Raw genomic sequence first — 23466 nt, forward strand, 5'->3', positions numbered from 1 at the left:
AGCCGAACACAAGCCCCATAAGCGGGTCACTTGGAGGAGGAGCCGTATGCCACTCCCAGCCGAGTTCCATGACATCGCCAAGCGGGTGAACAACTGGGGACGTTGGGGCGGGGCAGATGAGATCGGCACCCTCAACCTGATCACCGATGAGGTGGTACGGAGCGCGGCCGCCGCCATCCGGACCGGCCGCCGTATCTCTCTCGCGCTGCCGCTGAGGCAGGACGGAGTCCAGACCGGCCTTATCCCGGGGCGGGTCAATCCGCTGCACACCATGGTCGCGATCAACCAGGAACTGTTCGGCCCGGGAGCCGTCGCCACCAGCGATGACGTGGTGACCATGGGACTTCAGACGGCCACCCACTGGGACGCCCTCCCCCATGTCTCACACTCGGGGAAGATCTACAACGGCCGTACCGCCGACACCATCACCGCACATGGCGGCGCCGCGTTCAGCGGGATCGAGAAGACCGGACCCGTGGTATCCCGTGGAGTGCTGCTCGATGTGGCCCGCGCACATGGCATGGAGCGGCTCCCGAACGACCACGCGGTCAGCCCCGAGGACTTGGACGCGGCGGAGGAGTTGGCGGGTATCCGCGTTAAAGCGGGCGATATCGTACTTATACGGACTGGGCAGATTCAGCGGTATCTCACCGGCGACAAGGACGCGTACGCGTTTCCCTCGCCGGGGCTGTCCATCCGCACCCCCGAGTGGTTTCACGCCCGCGATATCGCGGCCGTCGCGAACGACACCATCACCTTTGAGATCTTCCCTCCGGAGATCGAGGGCCTCTGGCTGCCGGTACACGCGCTCGACCTGGTCGAGATGGGCCTCCTGCAAGGCCAGAACTGGAACCTGGAAGAGCTCTCAGCGGCCTGCGCGGCCGAAAGCCGCTATGACTTCTTCCTCTGCGCAACCCCGGAGCCGGTCGTCGGTGGCACCGGAACGCCCGTAGCCCCGGTCGCCATCCTGTGAAACCACCCCAACACGGCTGGGTGTCCGGCCGGGTCGTGCCGCATGAGGGGGTGTCCCCAATCCCGCCCCTTCCCGAAACCGGGGCTTCGCCCCGGCCCCGCAGACCTGGGCCGAAGCCCCGGTTTTTGGGAACTGGTCGGGCACCTCCTGGCGCACCCACCCCGCAGCAGGGCAACGGGCGCCGCCCCGCTAGGCAACCACCCACCCACACCAGCCACGACGACTTCCCCCACCCCGTAACGGGGCAACTGGCTCCACCCCGCTAGGCAACCACCCACCCACACCAGCCACGACGACTTCGCCCACCCCGTAACGGGGCACCCCGGCTGGGTGGCGGCGCGCAATACGCACCCCGAGCACGGTATTGCGGACCGCCACCCGGCTCCGGCACTCGGGCCCTGTCTCTCACGGTGGAGAATCCGGCACCGGACCGCGACCCGCACTCGCCAAGGAAGGCAGTCCCTCGACGTCCCCTCACAACGAATCGCTCAATCCAGGGTGATCATCCGGATACGACTCGTCAACACCTGATCGGCGCTTTGCCCCTTATACCCCATTTACCCCGGCGCATGGTTGGGCATATGCGCCCATCGGCAGCGTTTCCGGGTCCAACTCGCACCAGATGCGCTTGCCATCACCCTCCGGCTGCCAGCCCCAGCGGTCGGCGAGCCCGTCGACAAGCTCCAGTCCACGGCCGCCGGTGTCATCACCCTCGGCCTGCCGCCGCCGCGGCGCCTTGCTGCTCCTGTCGGCGACCTCGACCCGTACGGTCCCGTCAGCGTGCCGATCGGGCAGCAGCATACGCAGCACGGCCGGACAGCCGGTATGTACGACAGCATTGGTCACCAGCTCAGAGACCAGCAGAATCAACGTCTCGCCCAATGGACCGTCCGCGCTGATCCCAGAACCGGCCAGCCGTGACCGGGCCCATCGCCGCGCGCGGCCGACCTCCATAGGGTCTGGACCGATCTCCAGTTGCACCTGAAGCACCTGCACCGCTCACACCACCAAGACCGACGGAGTCACGGATCGTGACCCCGGAGCCACACAGCCTGCTGGACGGGCTGTCATATGAACAAGCGCTTCAGGCATATTCCGGCGCAAAGGAGTATGCGTACGGCATACTGTGCGACACCCCAGAGGGGGAGTCGAACGACGCGCCCCCTCATGGTTGCGCCTTTGAACCACTCGTACCCCAGGGAGGGTACCGGAGCGGAATCCTCCCGACCGCTTGAGGTCAGTCACGACCTGGTATCGACTCACGGCTGTCCCAGTCCGGTGGCCAGCGCCTCCTCGGCTTCGGCCGCTGTCTGCCACTGCTGGGCACGGACCCAGGCGCGTTTCAGATGGAGGTGCACGTCGGCCTCCCAGGTGAAGCCCATGCCGCCGTGGACTTGGAGACAGTCGCGGGCGTTGTTCACGGCGGCTTCGTCGGCCAGCAGCTTGGCGGTGGCGAGGTCAAGGGGGTCTTCGGTGACGGCGGCCGCGTAGACGGCGGTACGTGCCGTCTCCGTACGGACCAGCAGCTGGGCGCAGAGGTGCTTGACGGCCTGGAAGGCGCCGATGGGCTGGCCGAACTGTTCGCGGGTGCGGGCGTGGGACACCGCCATATCGAGGGTGCGGCCCGCGCTGCCGAGCTGCTGGGCGGCGGTGAGGAGGGCGGCGCCGGGGCACGGGGTGGTGGTGGGGCGGGAGCGGACTCGGTGGAGGGGGGTGAGGGGGTCGATGGAGCGGATGGGGGTAGGGGTGGGGGCGGGGGTGGGCTCCGGGGCTTCGCCCAGGATGTGGTCGGCGTCCGTCAGCCACTCGATGAGTTCGCCGTCGCGGGCCGTAACGACCGTATCGCCGGAGGCCGCACCCGGTACGGAGCCCGCGGCGAGGTGGGTGGCCACCAGGGGGCCGGGTAGCAGGGCGCGGCCCGCCTCTTCGAAGAGCAGGACAGCTTCGGGCAGGCCCAGTCCGACACCGCCCTCGGATTCGGGAAGGCGAAGGGCGAAGAAGCCCGCGTCGCCGAGTGCGCGCCACAGGGCGCGGTCGAGGGCAGGGTTCCGCACGGTGGCCCGGAGCCGCTCGCGGTCGAAACGGGCGGCCAGGAGGTCGCGCATCCCGGCCTGGAGGGCGCGTTGGTCGTCGGTGAGGCGGAAGTCCATACGGTCGGGTTCACCGGCCCTTCGGGAGGCCGAGGATGCGTTCGGCCACGATGTTCTGCTGTATCTGGGAGGTGCCTGCCGCGATCGTGTAGGAGAGGGAGGACAGCCGGTCCAGCGTCCAGGCGTGGGACAGGTCCAGGGACTCGGGCCCCAGAACCGCGGCGGCGGTGTCGTAGAGGTCCTGGCGGGCGTGGGAGTAGCGGAGCTTGAAAACCGAGCCGCCGACGCCCGGCACCCCGCGTTCGGCTGCCTCGGCCTCGCTGACATTCCACTGGGTGAGGCGCCACAGGGCACGGAATTCGGCGTGGAGGCGGCCGAGTCGGCGTCGCAGAACCGCATCGTCCCAGCGCCCATTGCGCCGGGCTGTTTCGGCGAGCTCCCGCAAGACACGCTGGCAGGCGATGACTTCACCGACGAAGGCCGTGCCGCGTTCGAAGGAGAGGGTCACCATCGTGACCCGCCAGCCGTCGTTCTCCTCACCGATGCGGTGAGAGACGGGGATACGGACCTCGTCGAGGAGGAGTTCAGCGAATTCCGTGGAGCCCGCGAGCGTACGCAGCGGGCGGATCGTCACACCCGGGGCGTCCATGGGCATGGCGAGCCAGGTGATGCCCCGGTGCTTGGGGACGGTGGGGTCCGTACGGACCAGAAGCTCGCACCAGTCCGCGACTTCGGCGTGCGAGGTCCAGATCTTGGTGCCGGTGACGATGTAGTCACCGGCACCGGCACCGGCACCAGCTCCGGCACCGTCGCGGACCGCGCGGGTGCGTAGAGCGGCGAGGTCGGAGCCCGCTTCCGGTTCGCTGAAGCCCTGACACCAGACCTCCTCCCCGCGCAGAATGGGCGGCAGCCAGCGCTGCCGCTGCTCAGGGGTGCCCTCGGCGGCGATGGTCGGGCCCGCGTGCAGCAGCCCGACAAAGTTCGCACCGACGTAGGGCGCGCCCGCGCGCTCGGTCTCCTCAAGGAAGATCAGGTGCTGGGTGGGGGTGGCCCCCCAGTGCAGCTCGCCGTATCCGGCGTCGTACAGCGTGCGTTGCCATCCGAGGTCGTACGCCCGGCGAGCCGGCCAGTCGAGCGGGTTGGGCTTGGGCGGCAGCGTCGGCAGCGTCTTGGCCAGCCAGGTGCGGAGCTCCTGGCGGAATCGCTCCTCCTCCGCCGTATAGCCGAGGTTCACGACAGCGCCAGGTCGAGCATCCGGATGGCGTTGCCACGCATCAGCTTGTAGACCGTCTCATCATCGAGACCCTTGACATGGTCGAGAGCGACCTCCTTCGTATGCGGGAAGGTCGAGTCGACATGCGGATAGTCGGTCTCGAAGGTGGCGTTGTCGCGGCCGACGGCATCGAGTGAGGCGACCCCGTGTTTGTCACGGAAGAAGCAGCAGAAGATCTGCCGGTAGTAGTACGTGGACGGGGGCTCCGGGATGAGGTCGCGGACGCCGCCCCAGGCGCGGTGCTCCTCCCATACGTCGTCGGCGCGCTCGAGCGCGTAGGGGATCCATCCCATCTGGCCTTCGCTGTACGCGAGTTTGAGCCGGGGGAACGTCACCAGTACGCCGCTGAACAGGAAGTCCATCATCGACGCCATGGCGTTGTTGAAGGAGAGCGAGGCCTGGACGGCGGGCGGGGCGTCAGGGGAGGCGGCGGGCATCTGGGAGGAGGAGCCAATGTGCATATTGACGACGGTCCCGGTCTCCTCGCAGGTCGCGAAGAAGGGGTTCCAGTAGCCGGAGTGGATGCTCGGCAGGCCGAGGTGGGTGGGAATCTCGCTGAAGGTGACGGCACGGACGCCACGAGCGGCGTTGCGCTGGACCTCAGCGACGGCGAGGTCGATGTCCCAGAGGGGGATGATGCACAGCGGGATCAGCCGACCGCCGCTGTCTCCGCACCACTCCTCGACCATCCAGTCGTTGTAGGCGCGTACGCAGGCGAGTGCGACCTCCTTGTCATGTGCCTCGGCGAAGGTCTGCCCGCAGAAGCGCGGAAAGGTGGGGAAGCAGAGGGACGCCTCGACATGGTTGAGGTCCATGTCCTTGAGCCGCTCGACCGGATCCCAGCACCCCCGGCGCATTTCGGCCCGGGTGATGCCCTCCAGCGTCATATCGTCGCGGTCGAAGCCGACGGCGGCGATATTGCGCTTGTACGGAAACCTCAGATCCTCGTAGATCCACCAGTCGGTGGGCGGTCCGTCGGGGTCCATGGTGATCTGGTATTTCCCGCCGGTGTACGCCAGCTCGCCGATCCCGGCGGTGAGGGGCTTGGGGCCGAGATCCCGGTACTTCTTCGGCAGCCAGGTCTCGAAGAGGTGCGCGGGCTCGATCACATGGTCGTCAACGCTGATGATGCGCGGTAGCTCCATGACGGCTTCCCCTTCGGCTGGCTGGCTGGCTGGTTGAGTGCCTGGCTGGCTGACGGGCTAGAGCTGTAGACCTGTAGAACTGTAGAGCTGATGCCTCGTCAGATATCGAGGCTAGCCCTCACCCCCTGGACCGACAAGGCGCATCGGCTTACGCTTCCGGCCGGAACTGACTAGCCGTCAGCTACAGGGATGGGGGATCGGGTATGACCGACACCGCACACGAGCTGGACACCTCCCGCACGCTGTGGGAGCTCGTCACCCGCCGCGCCGGACTCACCCCCGATGCGACGGTCCTGATCCAGGCAGCGGACGACCGTCAGCTGACCTTCGCCGGGCTGCGAGATCACGCCGAACGGGTCGCGGCGGGCCTGTACGAGCTGGGCCTGCGCCCCGGTAACCGGGTGGCGTGGCAGCTGCCGACCCGCATCGAAACCGTCGTGCTCTCCCTCGCCCTGACCCGCCTCGGCACCGTACAGACGCCGGTTATCCCCTTCTACCGGGACCGCGAGGTCGGCCACGCCCTGCGCCAGACCGAGCCCCGGCTCATCGCCGTGCCGGGCACCTGGCGGGGCTTCGACCACACCGCGATGGCGAAACGGCTGGCCGGACACGACACCCGGGTACTGGAGGCGTACGAGGCCCTCCCGGAGGGAGACCCGGCGGTGCTGCCCCCTCCGCCCTCCGATGGCACCGAGGTGCGCTGGATCTACTGGACCTCGGGCACCACCTCCGACCCCAAGGGTGTGCGCCATACCGACCGCAGCCTGATCGCAGGCGGCTCCTGCCTGGCCCACGCCCTGCGGCTGCGCCCCGACGACGTGGGTTCTATCGCCTTCCCGTACGCCCACATCGGCGGCCCCGACTATCTGGTGATGCTGCTGCTGTACGGCTTCCCGGCGGTGCTCTTCGAGCAGTTCGCGCTGCCGGGCGCGCTGGCGGCGTACCGACGCCACAAGGTGACCACGGCAGGCGGCTCAACGGCCTTCTACTCCATGTTCCTGGCCGAGCAGCGCAAGCAGCCCCAGCGGAAGCTCATCCCGTCCCTCCGGCTGCTGGCGGGCGGCGGCGCACCCAAACCACCCGAGCTCTACTACGAGATCACCCAGGAGCTGGGCTGCCAGCTCACCCACGGCTACGGCATGACCGAAGCCCCGATGATCACCATGGGGACGCCCGACGACAGCCCGGAGAACCTCGCCACGACCGAGGGCAGACCACCAGCGGGCATGGACATCCGGATCACCGACCCGGACGGCAAGCCGCTGCCCACGGGAACCGACGGCGAGGTCCGGCTGCGCGGCGAAGCCGTATGCCAGGGCTACCTGGACGCCGCCCAGACCGCCGAAGCCTTCGACGCGGAAGGCTTCTTCATCACCGGCGACCTCGGTCATCTCACCGAAGAGGGCCATCTCGTACTCACCGGCCGGATGAAGGACATCATCATCCGCAAGGGTGAGAACATCTCGGCGAAGGAGATCGAGCAGCTGCTCTACGAGCACCCGGGCGTGGGTGATGTCGCCGTCATCGGCCTGCCCGACCCCGAACGCGGCGAAAAGGTCTGCGCGGTGATCGAGCAACCGGAGAGCGCGGCCCCCTTGAGCCTGGAGACGGTAACCGGCTACCTGCGGTCCCAGGGGCTGTCCGTCCACAAGCTCCCCGAACAACTGGAGCTCGTCGGCGCACTTCCCCGCAATGAAGCGCTGCGGAAGGTTCTCAAGTACAAGCTCCGGGAGCGTTTTTCGTGATCAACTAGGCGTATGGAAGCGATCGCAGCAGCACTCATCGCCGTTACGGGCACGCTGATGGGATCTGCCGTCACCTACGTCTTCCAGCGCCGGGTCACCGAGCGCGGCGAGGAACTCGCTCGCCGCGAGCGGCGCAGGCACGAACGGATCGATGCCTACGCCGCCTACGCGGGGGCCGTGCACAACTACCGGCGGATGGAAATACACCGCTGGTTCGTCAAGAACGGACGCCTGGAATCGGAGGACTTCGACGCCGTCACCCGGGAGGTCTTCGAGCTGCGCTCGGACGCCATGGAGGCGCTGTTCCGGCTCCAGCTACTCACCGATGACCCCGCTGTGCGCGAGCGCGCGAACGCGGCGATGGACGCGGTCGGGGAGCTGCACGATGTCTGCCTGAACCGGGCCGAGCTGGACACCCGGCGCGATTCCTCACGCGCGGCGATCCAGGACTTTATCGCCGTCGGTTCCGCGCAGGTCAGCTAGGCACAGGTCAGCTAGGCAGGTCAGCCAAGACTTCAGCCACGCTGTCACAAGGATGCCGCGCTGTCACAAGCATCAGGCCGACAGCGGCCGGGCCGCCTCGTCGGTGGCGGCTTCCAGGTCCGGGTAGCACTCGAAGAGGCGACGGACGCCGAGGGCGGCGAGTACACGGTTGACGTGGGAGCCGTCGACCGCGCCCTGGGCGGGCAGTATCAGGCGGAGGCGGCCCGCGCAGGAGCGCATCAGGCGGCGGGAGGCGATCAGGACGCCCACCCCGCTGGAGTCGCAGAACAGTACTTGGGAGAGGTCGAGCACCAGGCTGCGCCGGCCGTCGGCGACCGCGTTGTGCACATGCTGCCGGACCGCCGGCGAGGTGACGAGGTCCATCTCACCCGTCACACGCAGCACGGCCCACTCCCCCCGTGTCTCCTCCATCACCTTCAGCGACACGTACTTGACGCCTTTCGCTCGCCCTACCGGAATGAATCCTTCCCCGCCTCGACTGCCCCGCCGACCACGGTCAAAACGAAGTCCCCCGCCCGACCCTATGCGCAAGCCGGTCCCTTCCTCCCCCTAGATCCGATCACACCCGCATAACACATCAGCAGATACGGGCATGAATGATCCACGCCACTCTGGGGAATCCAGCGCAACGTGACGGTTCCACCACCATGTGCAAGTCCCCCTAGGGGCGCACATTGCCGTAAAGGGGCGTACGTTGTCAGCCCCTCCGCACTACATTCGATGTACGAAGAGGGCTGGGGGTCGACACGATGGCACATGACACACCACCCCGCTGGGACCGGAAGATGCAGCAACGGCTGGCTCGCGGCGAGGCGGCGGCGCTCGGTGAACTGTACGACCGTTTCGCGTCGCTGGTGCACAGTCTTGCCTATCGAGTACTGGAGGACGAAGAAGCCGCGGATCGGATCACACGTGAGGTCTTCGGTTACGTATGGGAACATCCGGACACCTTTGAGCCCAAGGAAGGTTCGATGCGGTCCTGGATAGCGGGGCTGACGCACCGGCAGGCGGTGCAGCGGCTGCGGCGGCGGCATGGCGGTGATGACGGGCTGCCGGAGGAGATCGAGCAGCAGGTGCGGGCCGCGTCGGCCGCGGCCCGTGCGGATTACATCGTGACATCGATGCCCGCCTCACTACGGGACGCGCTGGAGCTTGCGTACATCCAGCGCCGCGACTACCGGCAGGCGGCCAGGCACCTGGGCGTTACGGAGGACGAGGCGCGGCGCCGGCTGCGGCTGGGCTTGCAGCTGCTGTCGACGGCGACCAAGGGCGCGCTGCCACCGGCTGGGCGAGCGGGTCTCGGAGGTCAGCGGTGAACGACGCGCATCCCGGCCGGTTCCCGGATGACGAGGACCCAGCGCGGTCTCCCCGTATACCGCCGCCACGGGCGGCGGCCGATGACGGGCCGGCGGTCGTGGGACGCAGGGCGGTGCCACAGCCGCGCAATGGCGAAGAACTGGTGCCAGAAGTGGTGCCAGAGTTGGGGAACGGGAAGGAGACAAAGGAGCGGGAGGAAGGGACGGAGAAGGAGGCCGAGACGGAGGTGAGCGCGTACGACCACGGTGTACTCAAGTCGCTGCTTGGGGCTTGGGCACTGTCGGCCTGCTCGGCACGGGAGGCCGCTGTTGTCGAGGCGCATCTGACCGACTGCGCGAGCTGCGCCGAGGAGGCGCTGCGGCTTCGGGACGCGGTGGGACTGCTGCACCCCGAGGACACGCTTGATCTCAATCCGGGGTTGCGCTCCCAGGTGCTGGCCGGATGTCTGGGGAGGCGACCGCCGCGCATCCCGATACCGGAGTGGGCGACGCCGTACGACGCGGAGACCGCGCGGCTTGACGCCCTGCTGGAGGACATGGGCGACTCCGAGTGGGAGACCGCGGTACGGCTTCACTGGGCGGATGGCGAACGGTATCTGACGATGTGCGGCGTGCTCGCCCATCTCGGCTCGGTTGACGGCATAGTGGCTGTGTCACTGGGGATCGATGACCCGCTGGGCCCCGATGGGCCGCGTACCATGCTGCAGCGCACCGACGCCGCCGTCGAACACTGCCGTGTCCATCCGCCCTCTTTCGTACGGAACAAGTGGCGCACCCAGACCCGGGGCATCGTACGCACGCTGTCGTTCGCCGGGGCGGGCGCCGCCGAGCTCCCCATCGACTTCATCGAGTTCACCATGCCGACGCGGGACGCGATGATCAGCCGCGCGTTCGCCTGCTGGATCCACGCCGATGACATCGCGACGGCGGTGGACTACCCGTATCCGCCGCCCGCTCCCGCGCATCTCAAACGCATGGTCGACCTGGCCGCCCGCAAGCTGCCCGGTACGCTCGCGGACCGTCGCCGTTCCGGCCTCGCCGCGCCGCCGCGACGGCTGACCGCCGCCGGGGCGCCGGGGCGGGCCCTGCATCTGGAGGTCGAGGGCGACGGCGGCGGTGACTGGTACATACCGCTGGACTCGCCCGCGGCGACCGCTTCCGCTCAGGACGCGGTCGCCCATGTGGCGCTTGACGGTCTGGAGTTCTGCCAGCTGGCGGCCGGTCATGTGCCGCCGCAGGACGCGGCGGCGGGCGCCGAGGGTGATCCGGAGGCCATCCGGGATGTCCTCTCCGCGGCGGCCTCACTCTCCCGGCTCTAGAAGTTCTGGCAGTTCTGACGGTCCTGGCAGTTCTGACGGCTCCCGCAGTTCTGACGGTTCTGGCAGCTCTGCCGGTTCTGACGGGGCTTCGGGCTGCTACGCGAAGACCACTGTGCGGTGGCCGTTGAGCAGGACGCGGTGTTCGCTGTGCCATTTGACCGCACGGGCGAGGGCCTGGCACTCGACGTCCCGGCCGATGGCGACCAGCTGCTCCGGGGTGACCCCATGGCTGACGCGCTCGACCTCCTGCTCGATGATCGGGCCCTCATCGAGGTCCGCCGTCACATAGTGGGCAGTCGCGCCGATCAGCTTCACACCACGGGCATGCGCCTGGTGGTACGGCTTGGCACCCTTGAAGCTCGGCAGGAAGGAGTGGTGGATGTTGATGATCCGCCCGGACAGGGCCTTACAGAGATCGTCGGAGAGCACCTGCATATAGCGGGCGAGTACGACCAGCTCGACGCCCTCGTCCTCGACGAGCCGCAGCAGCTTCTCCTCCGCCTCCCGCTTGTTGTCCTTCGTCACCGGGATGTGGTGGAAGGGGATGCCGAACGAGGCGGACAGCTCGGCGAAGTCGGTGTGGTTGGAGACCACGGCCACGACCTCCACCGGCAGAGCGCCGATCCGGGAGCGGAAGAGCAGATCGTTGAGGCAGTGGCCGAACTTGCTGACCATCAGCACGATGCGCATCTTCTCTTCCGCGCGGTGGATCTGCCAGTCCATCTCGAAGGAGTCACCGACCGCGGCGAAGCTCGCTCGTAGCTTCTCCAGGGTGACCGGCGCCTCCGCGCTGAAGTGAACGCGCATAAAGAAGAGCCCGGTGTCATGATCCCCGAACTGCTGACTGTCCTCGATATTGCAGCCGGTCATAAAGAGATAACTGGAGACAGCATGCACAATGCCCTGTTTGTCCGGGCAGGACAGCGTGAGGACGTACTGGTCAGGAACGTACTGGTCAGGGGTGACGGCAGGCGACGAGCTCATGGTCATAAGGGTGGCACATCGGCGGGGGCGGTCAGGCGGCTCGCAGCATGATGGCGAGCACATCGAGCGAGCGCGGCGGCTCATCGGGGTCGTCGCCGTCGTTCGCCGCGAGCTGGAGATGCGCCTCACGGCTGGCCCGTACGGCATCGGGCCAGCCCTGGTGCTCCAGATACGAGGCGACCGGGGCGTCCGCGCCGACCTGGTGCACGATGCGCAGCACCCGCAGCACCGCGGCATCGACCAGCGCGGCCTCCTGGGCATCGCGGAAGATCGTGCCCACGTATTTCTCGGCGGACCAGTTGTCCAGCCAGGTGTCCTCGACCAGTCGGTAGACGGCGTCCGTGACGTCGCCATACTCTGGGCGGCCCGCCAGCCAGCACTGCTGCTGGAAGGCGGGATCGGAAAGCATGTGCAGCGCGGAGCGCACATTGCTGCGCCAGCGCCACCACGGCATGTCATTGAGCGGCATGCCGCCCATGGTGGTGGACCGACGGCCGGGACGGGAAGAGTTCTCCGGAGCTTGCACGGTCATCGATCGTACGTTCCCCGTCAATACGTGCGCCTTGACCCCCGCAGTTCACCTTGTCGTCACTTTGCGTTCGAGGTGCAGCACTCGTGTGTTACTAGCGAAGCGGCAAGGTGCTTGGACATGACCGCATGGCGACGCTTCCGCCTCTGTCCGACCACTACCGCTTTTGTCGCCTCTGCGCTCTGTACGTCGCTGCTGCTCAGCGGCTGCGGAGCACTGCCGGGGGGCAGCAAGGCCGACAAGGGCCCCATCACCGTGATGACCTGGGCACCGGTGAAGACCAAGGCGACCAATATGCCGGGAATGCCTGCTTTGGCGCAGGCATATGCACGCTGGGTCAACGCCAAGGGCGGCATCAACGGCCGCGAGCTGAAGGTCATCACCTGCAATGAGGGCAACGACAGCGTACGCGCCGCGCAGTGCGCCAGACGCGCCCGTGATGAGGGTGCGGTCGCGGTGGTCGGCTCGTACAGCCAGCACGGCCGCATCTTCATGCCCTCGCTGGAGAGCGACGGCATCCCGTACATCGGTGGTTTCGGGGTCACCGAGGAGGAGTTCACCAGCCCGCTCTCCTATCCCGTCAACGGCGGTAAGGCCGCGCTGCTGGCCGGCAGCGGGCGGCAGCTGGCCGAGACCTGTGAGCAGATCTCACTGGTCCGTCCCGACACCATCGCCGGGGATGAGTTGCCGGGACTGTTCAACGCCGGTCTGGCGGCGGGCAAGCACAAGCCCGCCACGGATATCCGGGCCCCGGAGGACTCCGCCAGCTACGGCAGGGAAGCCGAGCTCGCACTGCGGGGCGCGGGGGTGGGCCGCGAACAGGGGGACGAACAGGGGGACGGGGTGGCGACGCTCAGCGGCGACGCGGAGGGCTCATGTGTCACGGCGGCACTGGGCGGGCGCACCGGCACATTCCTCGACTCCTTCTGGCGAGTGCAGAAGGAGGGCCCACCGGTGAGCATCGCCTCGGTACTGGGCAGTGTGCAGCAGTCGCTCATCAACCGCACCGGCGGTAAGAAGGGCCCGCTGGAGGGCGCGTATGTGACCGGCTGGTACCCGGCCAGTCAGGAGCCGGTCTGGGACCAGCTGAGGGAGGTCGTACGCGAACATGCCTTCACCGACAACCGTATCGATACCTCCGACCCCGGCGTTCAGACCACCTGGGTTGCCTATACGGTGCTGACCTCCGTCCTGGAGTCCCTGGGGGACCGGACGATCACCGGCCGCACCATCAAGAGGGCGCTGGACACCGGTGAGGCGATCAGCACCGGAGGCATCACCCCGGACCTGAGCTGGCGCTACGACAGCCTGCTCGGGACGCTCTCCTATCCGCGGATCGTCAACGCCATGGTGAACTTCCAGCGGGTGGAGAACGGTCAGCTGACCACCACGCGCCGGGAGGCGGTGGATATCGCGCCGACGCTGGAGCAGGTGCGTTCGGGCTGAGGCGCCGCCCCTAGAGCTGAGTCGGCTGGCGCTCGGTCAGGTCGTAGGTGCGGGCGATCGGATTCCACAGCCTGGCCGCCTGCTGCTTGGCCGCGGTCGCCACACCGCTGGCCCGGTTGCCCCTGGCGTGCTGACCGGTCGTACGGGCCTGCCCCTTGGGGCAGCCCTTCTTGCCCGCGACCTGACCGGCCCAGGCGGCGTAGTGGTGATCGGCGGCGGCCGACGCCTTCCACGCCTTGGTGAGCTCGGCCGACAGCCGCTCATGGTTGGGCAGTTGGTCGATGCTCAGCTCATTCAGCCGGGTCACCAGAGCATTGCGCTGATCGGCCGCGTCCCGTAGATCCGCGGCCGCCTTGCCGAGCTTCTCGCACTTCTTGATGTTCTCGACGGAGCGGATGACCGCGTCGCGGCTGTTGTTGCTGCTGGCCAGCAGCTTGTCCAGCTCCTTGGCCTGCTCCTCGACCGGATCGGTCGCGGGCTGCGTCTCCTTGACCTCTGCCGCGGACGCGTTGGCCTGGTTGCGCTGCTGCTCGTCCTTCTTGTCGTCGTCGCCACCGCCGCCGAGTGCGGCACCGCCGAGCATTCCGCCGCCGATGAGAACGGCGACAGCAATCGCGCCCAGCACGACCGGAGACGGCTTGCGCTTGCCATCCTCATGGCTGCCGCCATGACCGCTGTACGGGGCGTCGTACGGGCCCTGGTACGGCTGCCGGCGTTCCTGTGCGGCAGCGGCCTGGTTGAAGACCGGCAACTGCTGGGTGGCGGCGGGTGAGTGGGCTTCGGGCCCGGGCTCGGGCTTCGGTTCGGGCCGGAAGAGGTTGTCGAACTCCGTGGGTGGCTGCCGGTCTCCGGGCGCGCCAGGACGGATGCCGTAGGGCGCCCCGGGCGGGGGCGGGGGCACCGGCGACGGCTGCTGCTGCCCGGTGGGCGCCTCGGGCGGCAGGGGGTTCCGCAGCAGCTGTGTGGACTCGGCGTCGGCGGCGCCGAAGGGCGGCATGAACTGGGTGGCGTCTTCGTTCGGCGCCGCCGGGGGGTGGCCCCAGGGCTGGGTGCCGGGCGCGGGCGGCAGGCCGCCCTGCGGTGGGAGGCTTGGGGGTGGCGAACCTTGGGGTGGCAGGCCTTGGGGTGGCAGGAGCTGGGTCTCGTCAGCCGGGCCCTGCGGGGCCGCCTGGGGCGGCAGGGGTGGGGCGGGCATGGGTGGCGGGGCCGCGGGGGGCGGCGGGAGCTGCTGGGGCGGTGGGGGCGGCGCTGCGGCCGGGGGGTGGGGTGTCGCGTCGGCGGGGCCCCAGGGCTGGCCCCACGGCTGGCCCTGATCCGGGGTGACCTGCTGCGGCTCGCTCTGGCCGGGGATCCACGGCTCACCGTTCGAAGGCAGTACCACGCCTTCGCGTGGCTCGTCGCCCTGTCGGCTGTGCGTCGTCACCGGGACTCCTCGTTAATCTGGCCAACCAGAATCGTCGGCTCACGCTACCGGGTCCCGGGCACGCCCCACCACGTCGTCCCCCCACCGGGCCTCCGCCGGGGCGGCCTTCCCCGGTTCCGCCCCCTTCCCGGCTGCGCCGGTACGCGGCTGCGGGGGTGCCGTGGGTGGGTTCCCCAATTCCCGCCCCTTCCCGGAAACCGGGGCTTCGCCCCGGGGCCCCTGGGGTTGGCCAGTGCGGGACGGTGGCCGGTGTTGTGCCCACCCGTTCCGCCCCTCGGGCGGACCGAGTGCCCACAACAAGACGGGGGTCTGGGGGCGGAGCCCCCAGTTTCGGGAAGGGGCGGGTATTGGGGAAAATCCAGCCCGCCACGGCCTACGCTGCGGTGCCCAGTTCCAGGCGGGCTGTGAACTCGCGGACCATGGGCTCCTGCGCGTACGGCTCAAGGCGGTGCCGGAAGTCCGCCAGGTACTCCCGGCCGCGCTCCGACCGCAGGCCGCCCAGCAGTTGGACCGCCTTGGTGCCCGTATGGCAGGCCTGGTCGACCTCACGCTGCTGTACCTGCGCGCCCGCCAGCAGCAGCAGCCCGATCGCACGGCGCCGGGCGCGTCCCTCCGGGTGGCCGTCGAGGGCTTCCTCCGCCCGTCGTCGGCAGGGGCCGGGCTGGGCCAGGTCCCGGTGGCAGTGGGCGAGTTCATCGGCGAGATACGCCCCGTCGAAGTGCGCGATCCACGCCGGGTCGTCGCCCGCGTCGGTCACCGGCTGGGCCCGTTCGAACGCGGTCAGCGCCCGCCCGGCAGCGAGATGGCAGGTGCGGGCGTCACCGAGCAGCGCGTGCCCCCGGGCCTCGGCGGCGTGGAACATCGCCTCGACGCGCGGCGTGACATGCCCTCGGGCGCCCTCCTGCGCGGCCCGCGCCAACTGGGCGATCTCGCGTGGGTTGCCGAGCGATGCGGCGAGGTGGCTCATGCTCGCGGCCAGCACATAGCCGCCGTAGGCCCGGTCACCGGCCGCCTGGGACAGCCGGAGAGCCTGGATGTAGTACCGCTGGGCGAGCCCCGGCTGGCCCGTGTCGACGGCCATATACCCGGCCAGCTCGGTGAGCCGGGCGACGGCGGCGAAGAGCTCACGGCCGACGGATTCCCGGTAGGAGCCCGCGAGCAGCCCGGAGACGACGCTGTTGAGGTAGTGCACGACAACCGGCCGGACATGGCCGCTGCCGAAGCGGTGGTCCAGCTCGGCGAGGGCGGTGGTGGTGGCCCGCACGGCCGCCACATCGGCGGCCCCCACCCGGGCGCCCGCGGTCCGGGCGACCTGCGTATCCGGGGCGCTGATCAGCCAGTCGCGGCTCGGTTCGACCAGCGCGGAGGCGGCGACCGAGCGGCCGGTGAGGAACTCCCGGCGGCCGACGTCGCTGCGCCACAGCTCGCAGACCTGCTCCACCGCGCCCAGCACGGTCGGCGCGAACTGCAGGCCGACCCCGGCGGCGAGGTTCTTGCCGTTGGCCATACCGATCTCGTCAATGGTGACGGTGCGGCCGAGTTTGCGGCCCAGCGCCTCGGCGATGATGGCCGGTGCCCGGCCGCGTGGTTGCTGGCCGCGTAGCCAGCGGGCGACCGAGGTCTTGTCGTAACGGAGGTCGAGTCCGTGCTCCGCGCCACACATATTGACCCGGCGCGCCAGCCCGGCGTTGGAGCAGGCGGCTTCCTGAATGAGTGCTTGCAGCCGTTCATTCGGCTGACGGGCTACGAGCGGCCTGGCGGCCATGGCGGTCCCCCCTTGTGCGCTGATGGGTGTGCTGATGGCTGGATTGCGTTGCCTGCGAAGATCACTGCCCAGCGCATATGCCAAGAATTCCGGCACCGCACCGCAGATGTGACTACCCACCCAAGAGCGCCCCCCTGGCACGCGCCCCCGGACCTGCATCTGTGCGCCCTCTGGTCACCCGGTCGCACCCCCTGTGCGACACCGCGTCAGGACGGCCCTCTTGACGGTTTCGCGAGTTCGTGAGGGGCCTTTTCCGGGCCCCCCAGGTGGCGGAACGTTGCGCCCCGGCGAAGTTCAGACCCGGCCGTAACCCTTGGTCACCAGCGAAGTTGTGAAGTGCGTGGAAGAGACCATCGGAGTCACCTCAGGAGTCACGACAACCCCCCAGATCCCACAGCAGCGCGGCGAGCCGCTGCTCGACCACGCCGTCCGCTACGCGAAAGAGCGGCACTGGGATGTGTTCCCGGGCACTTGGCTGGAGGCGATCGACGGAGTGCCCCGATGCACCTGCGGCGCCGCCGACTGCCCCGCGCCCGGAGCACACCCCATTGATACGGACTGGCCCGCGCAGGCGACGGGCAGTGCGACGGCGGCGCGCCGGATGTGGGACAAGCAGCCGTCCGCCTCGGTACTGCTGCCGACCGGGCGGACGTTCGACGCCATTGATGTCCCGGACATCGCGGGGTGCCTGGCGCTGGCCCGGATGGAGCGGATGGAGCTGCCGCTGGGTCCGATCACCTGCACCCCGGATGGCCGGATGCTCTTCTTCGTACTGCCGGGCGCCGCGGCGAAGGTGCCCGACATGGTGCGGAGGCTGGGCTGGTCCCCGGGCGCGATCGATCTGACGACGCGGGGCGAGGGCGACTGGGTCGCGGCGCCCCCGACCCGGCTTGGGCTACGCGGCTCGGTGCAGTGGGCACGGCAGCCGACCCCGGCCAACCGCTGGCTGCCGGACGCGGAAGAGCTCATCCCACAGCTGGCGTACGCCTGCGGCCGGGAGGCCGCGGTGGCCCGGGGACGCTGAGCCACCAGCGCCGTCAGCCGGTTGGCCCTGGTCGTATCGTAGTCACGGACGGGGGCCGGACCAGCCCCCGCGCGGACGGCGAAGGGCGGCACCGGTGGTACGGGAGCCAGCGAACGGCAGCGCGGTGGTTCCCGCCGTGCGGGTCCGGGGGCTGTGGAAGCGGTTCGGGGAGCAGATCGCGGTCGCGGGGGTGGACTTGGAGCTGCCCGCGGGAGGGTTCATCGGACTGGTCGGCCCGAATGGTGCGGGGAAGACAACCACCCTCTCCATGGCCACCGGGCTGCTGCGTCCTGATGCCGGAAGTGTGCACATCGTCGGGCATGACGTCTGGCAGGACCCGGTCCAGGTGAAGTCCCGGATCGGGGTACTGCCCGAGGGGCTGCGGCTGTTCGAGCGGCTGTCGGGGCGTGAACTGCTCACCTATACAGGGCGGTTGCGCGGGCTGCCGGACGACGAAGTGGAACGGCGGTCCGCCCAGCTGCTGGATGTGCTCGATCTGTCGGGCGCGCAGCACAAGCTGGTCGTGGACTACTCCACCGGTATGCGGAAGAAGATCGGGCTGGCCTGCGCACTGCTGCACAATCCCGAAGTGCTCTTCCTGGACGAGCCCTTCGAGGGGGTTGACCCGGTCTCGGCACAGATCATCCGCGGCGTGCTGGAGCGGTACACCGCCTCCGGGGCCACGGTCATCTTCTCCAGCCATGTCATGGAGCTGGTGGAGTCGCTGTGTGACTGGGTCGCGGTGATGGCCACGGGGTCCATCCGGGCGCATGGCCCGCTCGCCGAGGTACGGGGCGACGCGCCCACGTTGCAGGCTGCCTTTCTGGAGCTGGTCGGGGCGAACGGCCAGGGAACCGGGCAGGAACTCGACTGGCTGGGCGGCGCCCGATGAGCGCGTCGGTCAGCACACCGGCGAGCACACCGGCCAGCACACCGGCGAAGGCGCCGATCACCGGCACTTTCGTGCGGCTGAAGCTTTCGCTGCTGCGTAACGGGCTGCGGCAGTCCGCCGGCCGTACCGCTGTCTTTGTCTCGGCGGGCGTTCTCGCGCTGCTCTTCGGCGGGGCGCTGCTGCTGGGGCTGCTGGCCTTGCGGGGCCGGGCGAACGCCGACACCGTGGGCGTCTTCCTGATCGCGGTGGCGGCGCTGGGCTGGGCTGTGATGCCGCTGTTCGCGGGCGGCGGTGATGAGACCCTCGACCCGGGGCGGCTGGCGATGCTGCCCCTGCGGCCGCGTCCGCTGCTGACCGCCCTGCTGATCTCCTCGGTGATCAGCATCGGGGCGCTGTTCACCGCCGTTCTCACGCTGGGGTCGGTGCTCGCCGTCGCGCACGGGGCCGCGGGCGCGGTGGCCGGAGTGCTGGCGGTGCCGCTGGTGGTCCTGGTGTGCGTGGCGCTGGCGCGTGCGGTGGCGACGGCCAATGTCCGGCTGCTGACCAGCCGTAAAGGCCGTGATCTGGCGCTGCTGAGCGGGCTGTTCCTGGCGATCGGTACCCAGATCGTCAATCTGGGCGCGCAGCAGCTTGGCCGGGAGGGCGGCCTCTCCGTGCTGCGGCCGTACGCCGATGTGCTGCGCTGGCTGCCGCCCGCCTCCGCCATTGACGCGGTGCGGGCTGCCGGTGAGGGCTCCTACGGGCTCGCCGTGGGCGGTATCGCCACGACCGTGGCCGCGCTGCTGGCGCTGATGTGGTGGTGGCACCGCGGTCTGGTCAAGGTGATGACGTCCCCGGACTCCTCCACACTGCAGGCCGCCCCGGTGGCGGAGCAGGGAGGCTCGGGTTCAGCCGCCGGGGGCCTGGCCGCGCTGCTGCCCGACGGCCGTACCGGCGCGGTGGCGCTCCGTACGCTGCGGTATGCCTGGCGGGACCCCAAGACCAAGGCGGGCTGGGCGACTTCGCTGGGCATTGGGCTGCTGCTGCCGTTCGTTATGGCGGTACAGGGCTCGGGCAGCGTCTATAACGCCTGCTGGGTGGCGGGGCTGCTGGGGCTGCTGATGTACAACCAGTTCGGTCAGGACTCCTCCGCTTTCTGGATGGTCGCCGCGACGATCTCCTCCCGGCGGGACGCCTATGTGGAGCTGCGCGCCCGGGCGTTCGCGCTGGCGCTGATCACGGTGCCGTTCACGGTGCTGGTCGTGGTGATGTCCGCTGCTCTGCTCAGCCAGTGGCGGCAGCTGCCGGATGCGCTGGGCCTGGCTCTGGCCCTGGGCGGCACGCTGATCGGCGGCGGCGCGGTCGCCTCGGCGCTCTTCCCTTACTCCATCCCGCAGGACAGCGGCTATAAGAACGTCGTACCGGGGCAGACCGCGGTGGCCTGGATGAGCCTGATGGGCGGGCTGGTCGCCGGGCTGGTGGTGTGCCTGCCGCTGCTGGCCCTGACGATCTGGCTGCGGGTGAGCGGCAGCGATGGGCTGCTGTGGCTGATGCTGCCGATTGGTGCGGGCTATGGGGTGCTTGCCGCGTTGGTGGGGCTGCGGGTGGCTGCGGCTCGTACGGTGGCTCGCCTGCCGGAGATCCTGACGGCGGTCAGCCGGGGCTAGGGCCCCGGGCCCCCGGCGCCGGATGTACCGATGCGGCTCCGCCGCGCGGCGGGGCTCCGCCCGGGCGCGGGGTGCCGTGGATGGGTTTCCCCGTATCCCTCCCCCAGCTACCTCCCCCAGACTCCGTCTGGGAGGTGCCCCCAGGAGGTGCCCCCACCTTCCCGGCTGTGCCGATATGCGGCTCCGCCGCGTGGCGGGGCTTCGCCCGGGTGCGGGGGCCGGGGGTGGGCTTCCCCAATTCCCGCCCCTTCCCGGAAACCGGGGCTTCGCCCCGGGGCCCCGGGGTTGGTCCGGTGCGGGACGGTGGCCGGTGTTGTGCCCACCCGTGCCGCCCCTCGGGCGGCCCGAGTGCCCACAACACACGGGGCACGAGTGCCCACAACAGGGGGTGGGGGTCTGGGGGCGTCAGCCCACAGTTTCGGGAAGGGGCCGGGTTAGGGGAAACCCACCCGCGGCCAGCGGTTACGCGGGGAGGGCGGATTGCAGGAAGGGCTCTACGGCTGTGCGCCATTCGTTCGGCTGGTCGTAGTGGACGAGGTGGCCGGCGTCGGCGACCTCGGCATAGGCGCCGCGGGGCAGCACCCGGACCATCTCCTGGGCCTCCGCCCGGCCCAGCTCACCGTCGATGCCGCGCAGCACCAGCGTGGGGCACTGGACTTGAGCGAGCTCTTCCCAGTGGGCGTCATACACCCATGTCTCGCGGGCGACCAGCATCTGGCGGCGGGAAAAGACGGGGCGCCAGCCGTCGGCGCGCTCGGCCATCACCTCGGCGAAGAACTCGCCACGCGAAGGGCTGGGGCGCTCCAGCACGGGATCCTCTTCGCCGAACCACTTACGGACATCGGCAAGGGTGGCGAAGGGCACCGGCCAGGAGCGGAACCAGGCCTCCCACTCGCGCTGTGACTGCTCGCCCAGCGCGGAAGCCCGCATATCGCAGATAACCAGGGCGTGTACGAGGTCGGGGCGCCGGGCGGCGAGCTGCCAGGCGGTAAGGGCGCCCATGGAGTGGCCGATAAGGGCGACGGGGCCAAGGCCAAGCTGCTCTATGGCCGCCTCAGCGTCGGCGACATACGCCTCGCGGTTGAAGGGGCCCTCGGTCGGCTTCTCACTGCGACCGTGGCCACGCTGGTCCAGGCCGACGGCCCGATAGCGCGCGGAGAGCCATCGGGCGGTGCCCGCCCAGTGCGAGGCCCGTCCCATCAGCCCGTGCAGTAACAGCACGCCGGGCGGCTCCCCGTCATCACGCGCCCGCGCACGCCCCACCTTGAAGTTCCCCCGCCTCCCTTTCGGCGGGTCGGCGAACTCCCAGGCAGCGAGCCGCACTCCACCCACCCCAGTGACATCGATACGTCGCACCATGCGTCCTGACACCCCCATCCCTCCTGTCCGCTGACCGTTGCCACGCTATCGAATCCCTATTCGAACGCACCTTTCGGTGGCGTAACACCCCTCGTTCGAGTGACACCACCCAAGGGTTGACCGCTGCCCCTGGGGGGAGACATTTCGCGGGAGGCGGGCGCCTCGCAGACTGGGGAGTTGCGCAGCGCCTGCGGGAAGCGACCCTGAGAGCTCGGGGCTCTGGGTCGCACCTGGAGGGGGACGTAGAGAGGCGAGGCCCCGGCTGCTTACAGCACCGGGGCCCTCGCTGAACAACCGGCCCATAGACGGCTCCCCTTCCGCCCCGCATATGCGACAGCGACAGCGTGACACGGCTCGTCCGCCATCGCGCCCTTTCCGGTCAACTCCGGTACGGGAGTAAGCCCCTCGGACGGGTGAGTCCCCAATCCGCTGCGGGTTGACCTCAGCTCAGCGCTTCGCGACGAAGACATGTGTGGCGATATCGGCCTCCAGCTCCGCCGCCTCACCGCCACTGCCCACCTGCACGCCCCCGGCCGTCCCGGCGGTCACCGTCACCACCGAGCCGGGCTGCACACCGGCCCGGCGCAGTGTGTACATCAGCTGGGCGTCCGTCTGGATCGGCTCCCCGATCCGGCGCACCACCACCGTCTTACCGTCCGTGCCGGGTGCGAGATCCATCAGGCTCACCATGGCTTCGTCCAGGAACGGATCGGCCTCGCCCTTCTCCCCCAGCTCCTCCAGCCCGGGGATCGGATTGCCGTACGGCGACTCGGTGGGATGGCGCAGCAGCTCCAGCACGCGACGCTCGACAGCCTCGCTCATCACATGCTCCCAGCGGCACGCCTCCGCGTGCACCTGCTCCCACTCCAGGCCGATGACATCGACGAGCAGACACTCCGCGAGCCGGTGCTTACGCATCACCCGGGTGGCCAGCTTCCGCCCTTCACCGGTCAGCTCCAGATGCCGGTCCCCGGCCACCTGGACCAGCCCGTCACGCTCCATACGCGCGACCGTCTGGCTCACCGTCGGCCCGCTCTGATCAAGCCGCTCGGCGATACGGGCACGCATGGGGACGACGCCTTCCTCCTCCAGCTCCAGAATGGTGCGGAGATACATCTCCGTGGTGTCGATGAGTCCGGACATGCGTGCCCCTAGTCAGCTCGTGCGGTGGCCCTGACTCAATTCTGACGTATCGCGCCGACAACCGTCCCCCGCCGGGCGGTACGGCTATTGACATACTTCTGGTCCAGACCTCTACCGTGAGCCGGATGAGCGAGAACAAGCTTGCTGAGCAGTTCCTGAATGGCGCGATCAGCCTGCTGGAACGGGTCCGGGACGAGGAATCCCAGAACATCGCCGCGGCCGGGTCCCTCCTCGCCGATACGGTCGCCGACGGCGGCCGCCTCTTCGCCTTCGGCGCGGGCCACTCCTCGCTGCCCGCACAGGATGTGGTCTACCGGGCGGGCGGGCTCGCGGTGATGAACCTCCTGGCCGTTCCCGGGGCCCTCGGGGTCGATGTCATGCCCGCCACACTGGGCAGCGCGCTGGAACGCGTCGACGGGCTCGCGGCCGCCGTGCTGGACACCAGCCCGGCGCGGGCCGGCGACACACTCGTGATCATCTCGCTCTCCGGGCGCAACGCGCTGCCCGTGGAGATGGCGGTGAACGCCCGGGCGCTGGGGCTGAAGGTCATCGGCGTGACGTCGGTGGCGTATGCGACGCAGACGAAGTCCCGGTATGTCTCCGGAACATTCCTGAAGGACCACTGCGATCTGGTCCTCGACAACAAGATCCCGGTTGGCGACACCACACTGACGGCGCCGGGCATACCGGCGCCGTTCGCGCCCGCGTCGACCGTGGTCACCAGCGCGCTGATGCAGTCCGTCATGGCCACCGCCGCGGGTGAGCTGGCGGCGCGCGGCATCGCGCCCCCCCTGCTGCGGTCCGGCAACGTCGACGGCGGGCATGAGTGGAACGACCAGGTCATGACCGAGTACGCGGACCGTATCTTCTACCGGCGTTAGAGGGCGTTA

At 69.3% G+C, this 23466-nt stretch carries 21 protein-coding genes; 10 read left to right on the plus strand and 11 right to left on the minus strand.

Annotation, left to right across the window (positions count from 1 at the left end):
• The first annotated feature begins 46 nt into the window (after window positions 1–46).
• Window positions 47–973 (plus strand): cyclase family protein, encoded by a 927-nt coding sequence (locus test1122_RS10025; RefSeq protein ID WP_232268816.1) that lies wholly within the window; start codon window positions 47–49, stop codon window positions 971–973.
• A 546-nt stretch (window positions 974–1519) separates the two neighbouring features.
• Here test1122_RS10025 and test1122_RS10030 read toward each other — a convergent pair.
• The 4 genes from test1122_RS10030 to test1122_RS10045 all read right to left on the minus strand — a co-directional run bounded on the left by test1122_RS10030 (window position 1520) and on the right by test1122_RS10045 (window position 5481).
• Window positions 1520–1969, minus strand: coding sequence for an ATP-binding protein (locus tag test1122_RS10030; RefSeq protein WP_232268817.1), 450 nt, complete (start codon window positions 1967–1969; stop codon window positions 1520–1522).
• Between the two features lie 263 nt (window positions 1970–2232).
• The gene (locus tag test1122_RS10035) at window positions 2233–3123 is read right to left on the minus strand and encodes an acyl-CoA dehydrogenase family protein (protein ID WP_232268818.1); all 891 of its coding nucleotides are present in this window, start codon (window positions 3121–3123) and stop codon (window positions 2233–2235) included.
• Between the two features lie 10 nt (window positions 3124–3133).
• Entirely contained in the window at window positions 3134–4297 is a 1164-nt protein-coding gene (locus test1122_RS10040; RefSeq protein ID WP_232268819.1) for an acyl-CoA dehydrogenase family protein, read from the minus strand.
• Window positions 4294–5481: an amidohydrolase family protein gene (locus test1122_RS10045; RefSeq protein ID WP_232268820.1), complete on the minus strand. Its 1188-nt coding sequence runs from the start codon at window positions 5479–5481 to the stop codon at window positions 4294–4296. The genes test1122_RS10040 and test1122_RS10045 overlap by 4 nt, the downstream gene beginning before the upstream one ends.
• Before the next feature lie 203 nt (window positions 5482–5684).
• On the opposite strand from test1122_RS10045, the gene test1122_RS10050 reads away from it, so the two are divergent.
• Window positions 5685–7226 (plus strand): class I adenylate-forming enzyme family protein, encoded by a 1542-nt coding sequence (locus tag test1122_RS10050; RefSeq protein ID WP_232268821.1) that lies wholly within the window; start codon window positions 5685–5687, stop codon window positions 7224–7226.
• 12 nt (window positions 7227–7238) lie between these two features.
• Window positions 7239–7709, plus strand: coding sequence for a hypothetical protein (locus test1122_RS10055; RefSeq protein ID WP_232268822.1), 471 nt, complete (start codon window positions 7239–7241; stop codon window positions 7707–7709).
• 72 nt (window positions 7710–7781) lie between these two features.
• Here test1122_RS10055 and test1122_RS10060 read toward each other — a convergent pair whose 3' ends face one another.
• The gene (locus tag test1122_RS10060; protein WP_422397066.1) at window positions 7782–8141 is read right to left on the minus strand and encodes an STAS domain-containing protein; all 360 of its coding nucleotides are present in this window, start codon (window positions 8139–8141) and stop codon (window positions 7782–7784) included.
• Window positions 8142–8479: 338 nt separating this feature from the next.
• Between test1122_RS10060 and test1122_RS10065 the strand changes: the two genes are divergently transcribed.
• Both test1122_RS10065 and test1122_RS10070 read left to right on the plus strand, forming a co-directional pair.
• Window positions 8480–9046 (plus strand): sigma-70 family RNA polymerase sigma factor, encoded by a 567-nt coding sequence (locus test1122_RS10065; RefSeq protein WP_232268824.1) that lies wholly within the window; start codon window positions 8480–8482, stop codon window positions 9044–9046.
• On the plus strand, window positions 9043–10365 hold the full coding sequence (locus tag test1122_RS10070) for a zf-HC2 domain-containing protein (RefSeq protein ID WP_232268825.1): 1323 nt from the start codon (window positions 9043–9045) through the stop codon (window positions 10363–10365). The genes test1122_RS10065 and test1122_RS10070 overlap by 4 nt, the downstream gene beginning before the upstream one ends.
• A gap of 96 nt (window positions 10366–10461) precedes the next feature.
• Here the strand turns inward: test1122_RS10070 and purU are convergent, their stop codons facing one another.
• Window positions 10462–11349: a formyltetrahydrofolate deformylase gene (gene purU, locus test1122_RS10075; RefSeq protein ID WP_232268826.1), complete on the minus strand. Its 888-nt coding sequence runs from the start codon at window positions 11347–11349 to the stop codon at window positions 10462–10464.
• 31 nt (window positions 11350–11380) lie between these two features.
• On the minus strand, window positions 11381–11881 hold the full coding sequence (locus tag test1122_RS10080; RefSeq protein ID WP_232268827.1) for an SCO4402 family protein: 501 nt from the start codon (window positions 11879–11881) through the stop codon (window positions 11381–11383).
• A 117-nt stretch (window positions 11882–11998) separates the two neighbouring features.
• Here test1122_RS10080 and test1122_RS10085 point away from each other — a divergent pair, with 117 nt between their 5' ends.
• Window positions 11999–13324 carry an ABC transporter substrate-binding protein gene (locus test1122_RS10085; RefSeq protein ID WP_232268828.1) on the plus strand — a complete coding sequence of 442 codons (1326 nt, stop codon included), beginning with the start codon at window positions 11999–12001 and terminating at the stop codon, window positions 13322–13324.
• 10 nt (window positions 13325–13334) lie between these two features.
• Here the strand turns inward: test1122_RS10085 and test1122_RS10090 are convergent, their stop codons facing one another.
• Together test1122_RS10090 and test1122_RS10095 are read right to left on the minus strand one after the other, a co-directional pair.
• A complete protein-coding gene (locus tag test1122_RS10090; RefSeq protein ID WP_232268829.1) occupies window positions 13335–14747 on the minus strand; it encodes a hypothetical protein in 1413 nt (470 codons plus the stop codon).
• Between the two features lie 373 nt (window positions 14748–15120).
• Window positions 15121–16512, minus strand: coding sequence for an NsdA family TPR-like regulatory protein (locus tag test1122_RS10095; RefSeq protein WP_232268830.1), 1392 nt, complete (start codon window positions 16510–16512; stop codon window positions 15121–15123).
• A 340-nt stretch (window positions 16513–16852) separates the two neighbouring features.
• On the opposite strand from test1122_RS10095, the gene test1122_RS10100 reads away from it, so the two are divergent.
• The 3 genes from test1122_RS10100 (at window position 16853) to test1122_RS10110 (ending at window position 20074) form a co-directional block, all read left to right on the plus strand.
• Window positions 16853–17536: a bifunctional DNA primase/polymerase gene (locus test1122_RS10100; RefSeq protein ID WP_232268831.1), complete on the plus strand. Its 684-nt coding sequence runs from the start codon at window positions 16853–16855 to the stop codon at window positions 17534–17536.
• 124 nt (window positions 17537–17660) lie between these two features.
• Window positions 17661–18428: an ABC transporter ATP-binding protein gene (locus test1122_RS10105; protein WP_232271853.1), complete on the plus strand. Its 768-nt coding sequence runs from the start codon at window positions 17661–17663 to the stop codon at window positions 18426–18428.
• On the plus strand, window positions 18425–20074 hold the full coding sequence (locus test1122_RS10110) for a transporter (protein ID WP_232268832.1): 1650 nt from the start codon (window positions 18425–18427) through the stop codon (window positions 20072–20074). Before test1122_RS10105 ends, test1122_RS10110 begins: the two co-directional genes overlap by 4 nt.
• Window positions 20075–20536: 462 nt before the next feature.
• On the opposite strand, the gene test1122_RS10115 is transcribed toward test1122_RS10110, so the two are convergent.
• Window positions 20537–21433: an alpha/beta fold hydrolase gene (locus test1122_RS10115; RefSeq protein ID WP_232268833.1), complete on the minus strand. Its 897-nt coding sequence runs from the start codon at window positions 21431–21433 to the stop codon at window positions 20537–20539.
• A gap of 447 nt (window positions 21434–21880) precedes the next feature.
• Window positions 21881–22576, minus strand: a complete 696-nt coding sequence (locus test1122_RS10120; protein ID WP_232268834.1) for an iron-dependent transcriptional repressor DtxR — start codon at window positions 22574–22576, stop codon at window positions 21881–21883.
• Between the two features lie 125 nt (window positions 22577–22701).
• Here test1122_RS10120 and test1122_RS10125 point away from each other — a divergent pair, with 125 nt between their 5' ends.
• Window positions 22702–23457 (plus strand): SIS domain-containing protein, encoded by a 756-nt coding sequence (locus tag test1122_RS10125; protein WP_232268835.1) that lies wholly within the window; start codon window positions 22702–22704, stop codon window positions 23455–23457.
• Window positions 23458–23466: the final 9 nt, after the last annotated feature.

The sequence above is a fragment of the Streptomyces gobiensis genome, assembly GCF_021216675.1.
Classification (GTDB): domain Bacteria; phylum Actinomycetota; class Actinomycetes; order Streptomycetales; family Streptomycetaceae; genus Streptomyces; species Streptomyces gobiensis.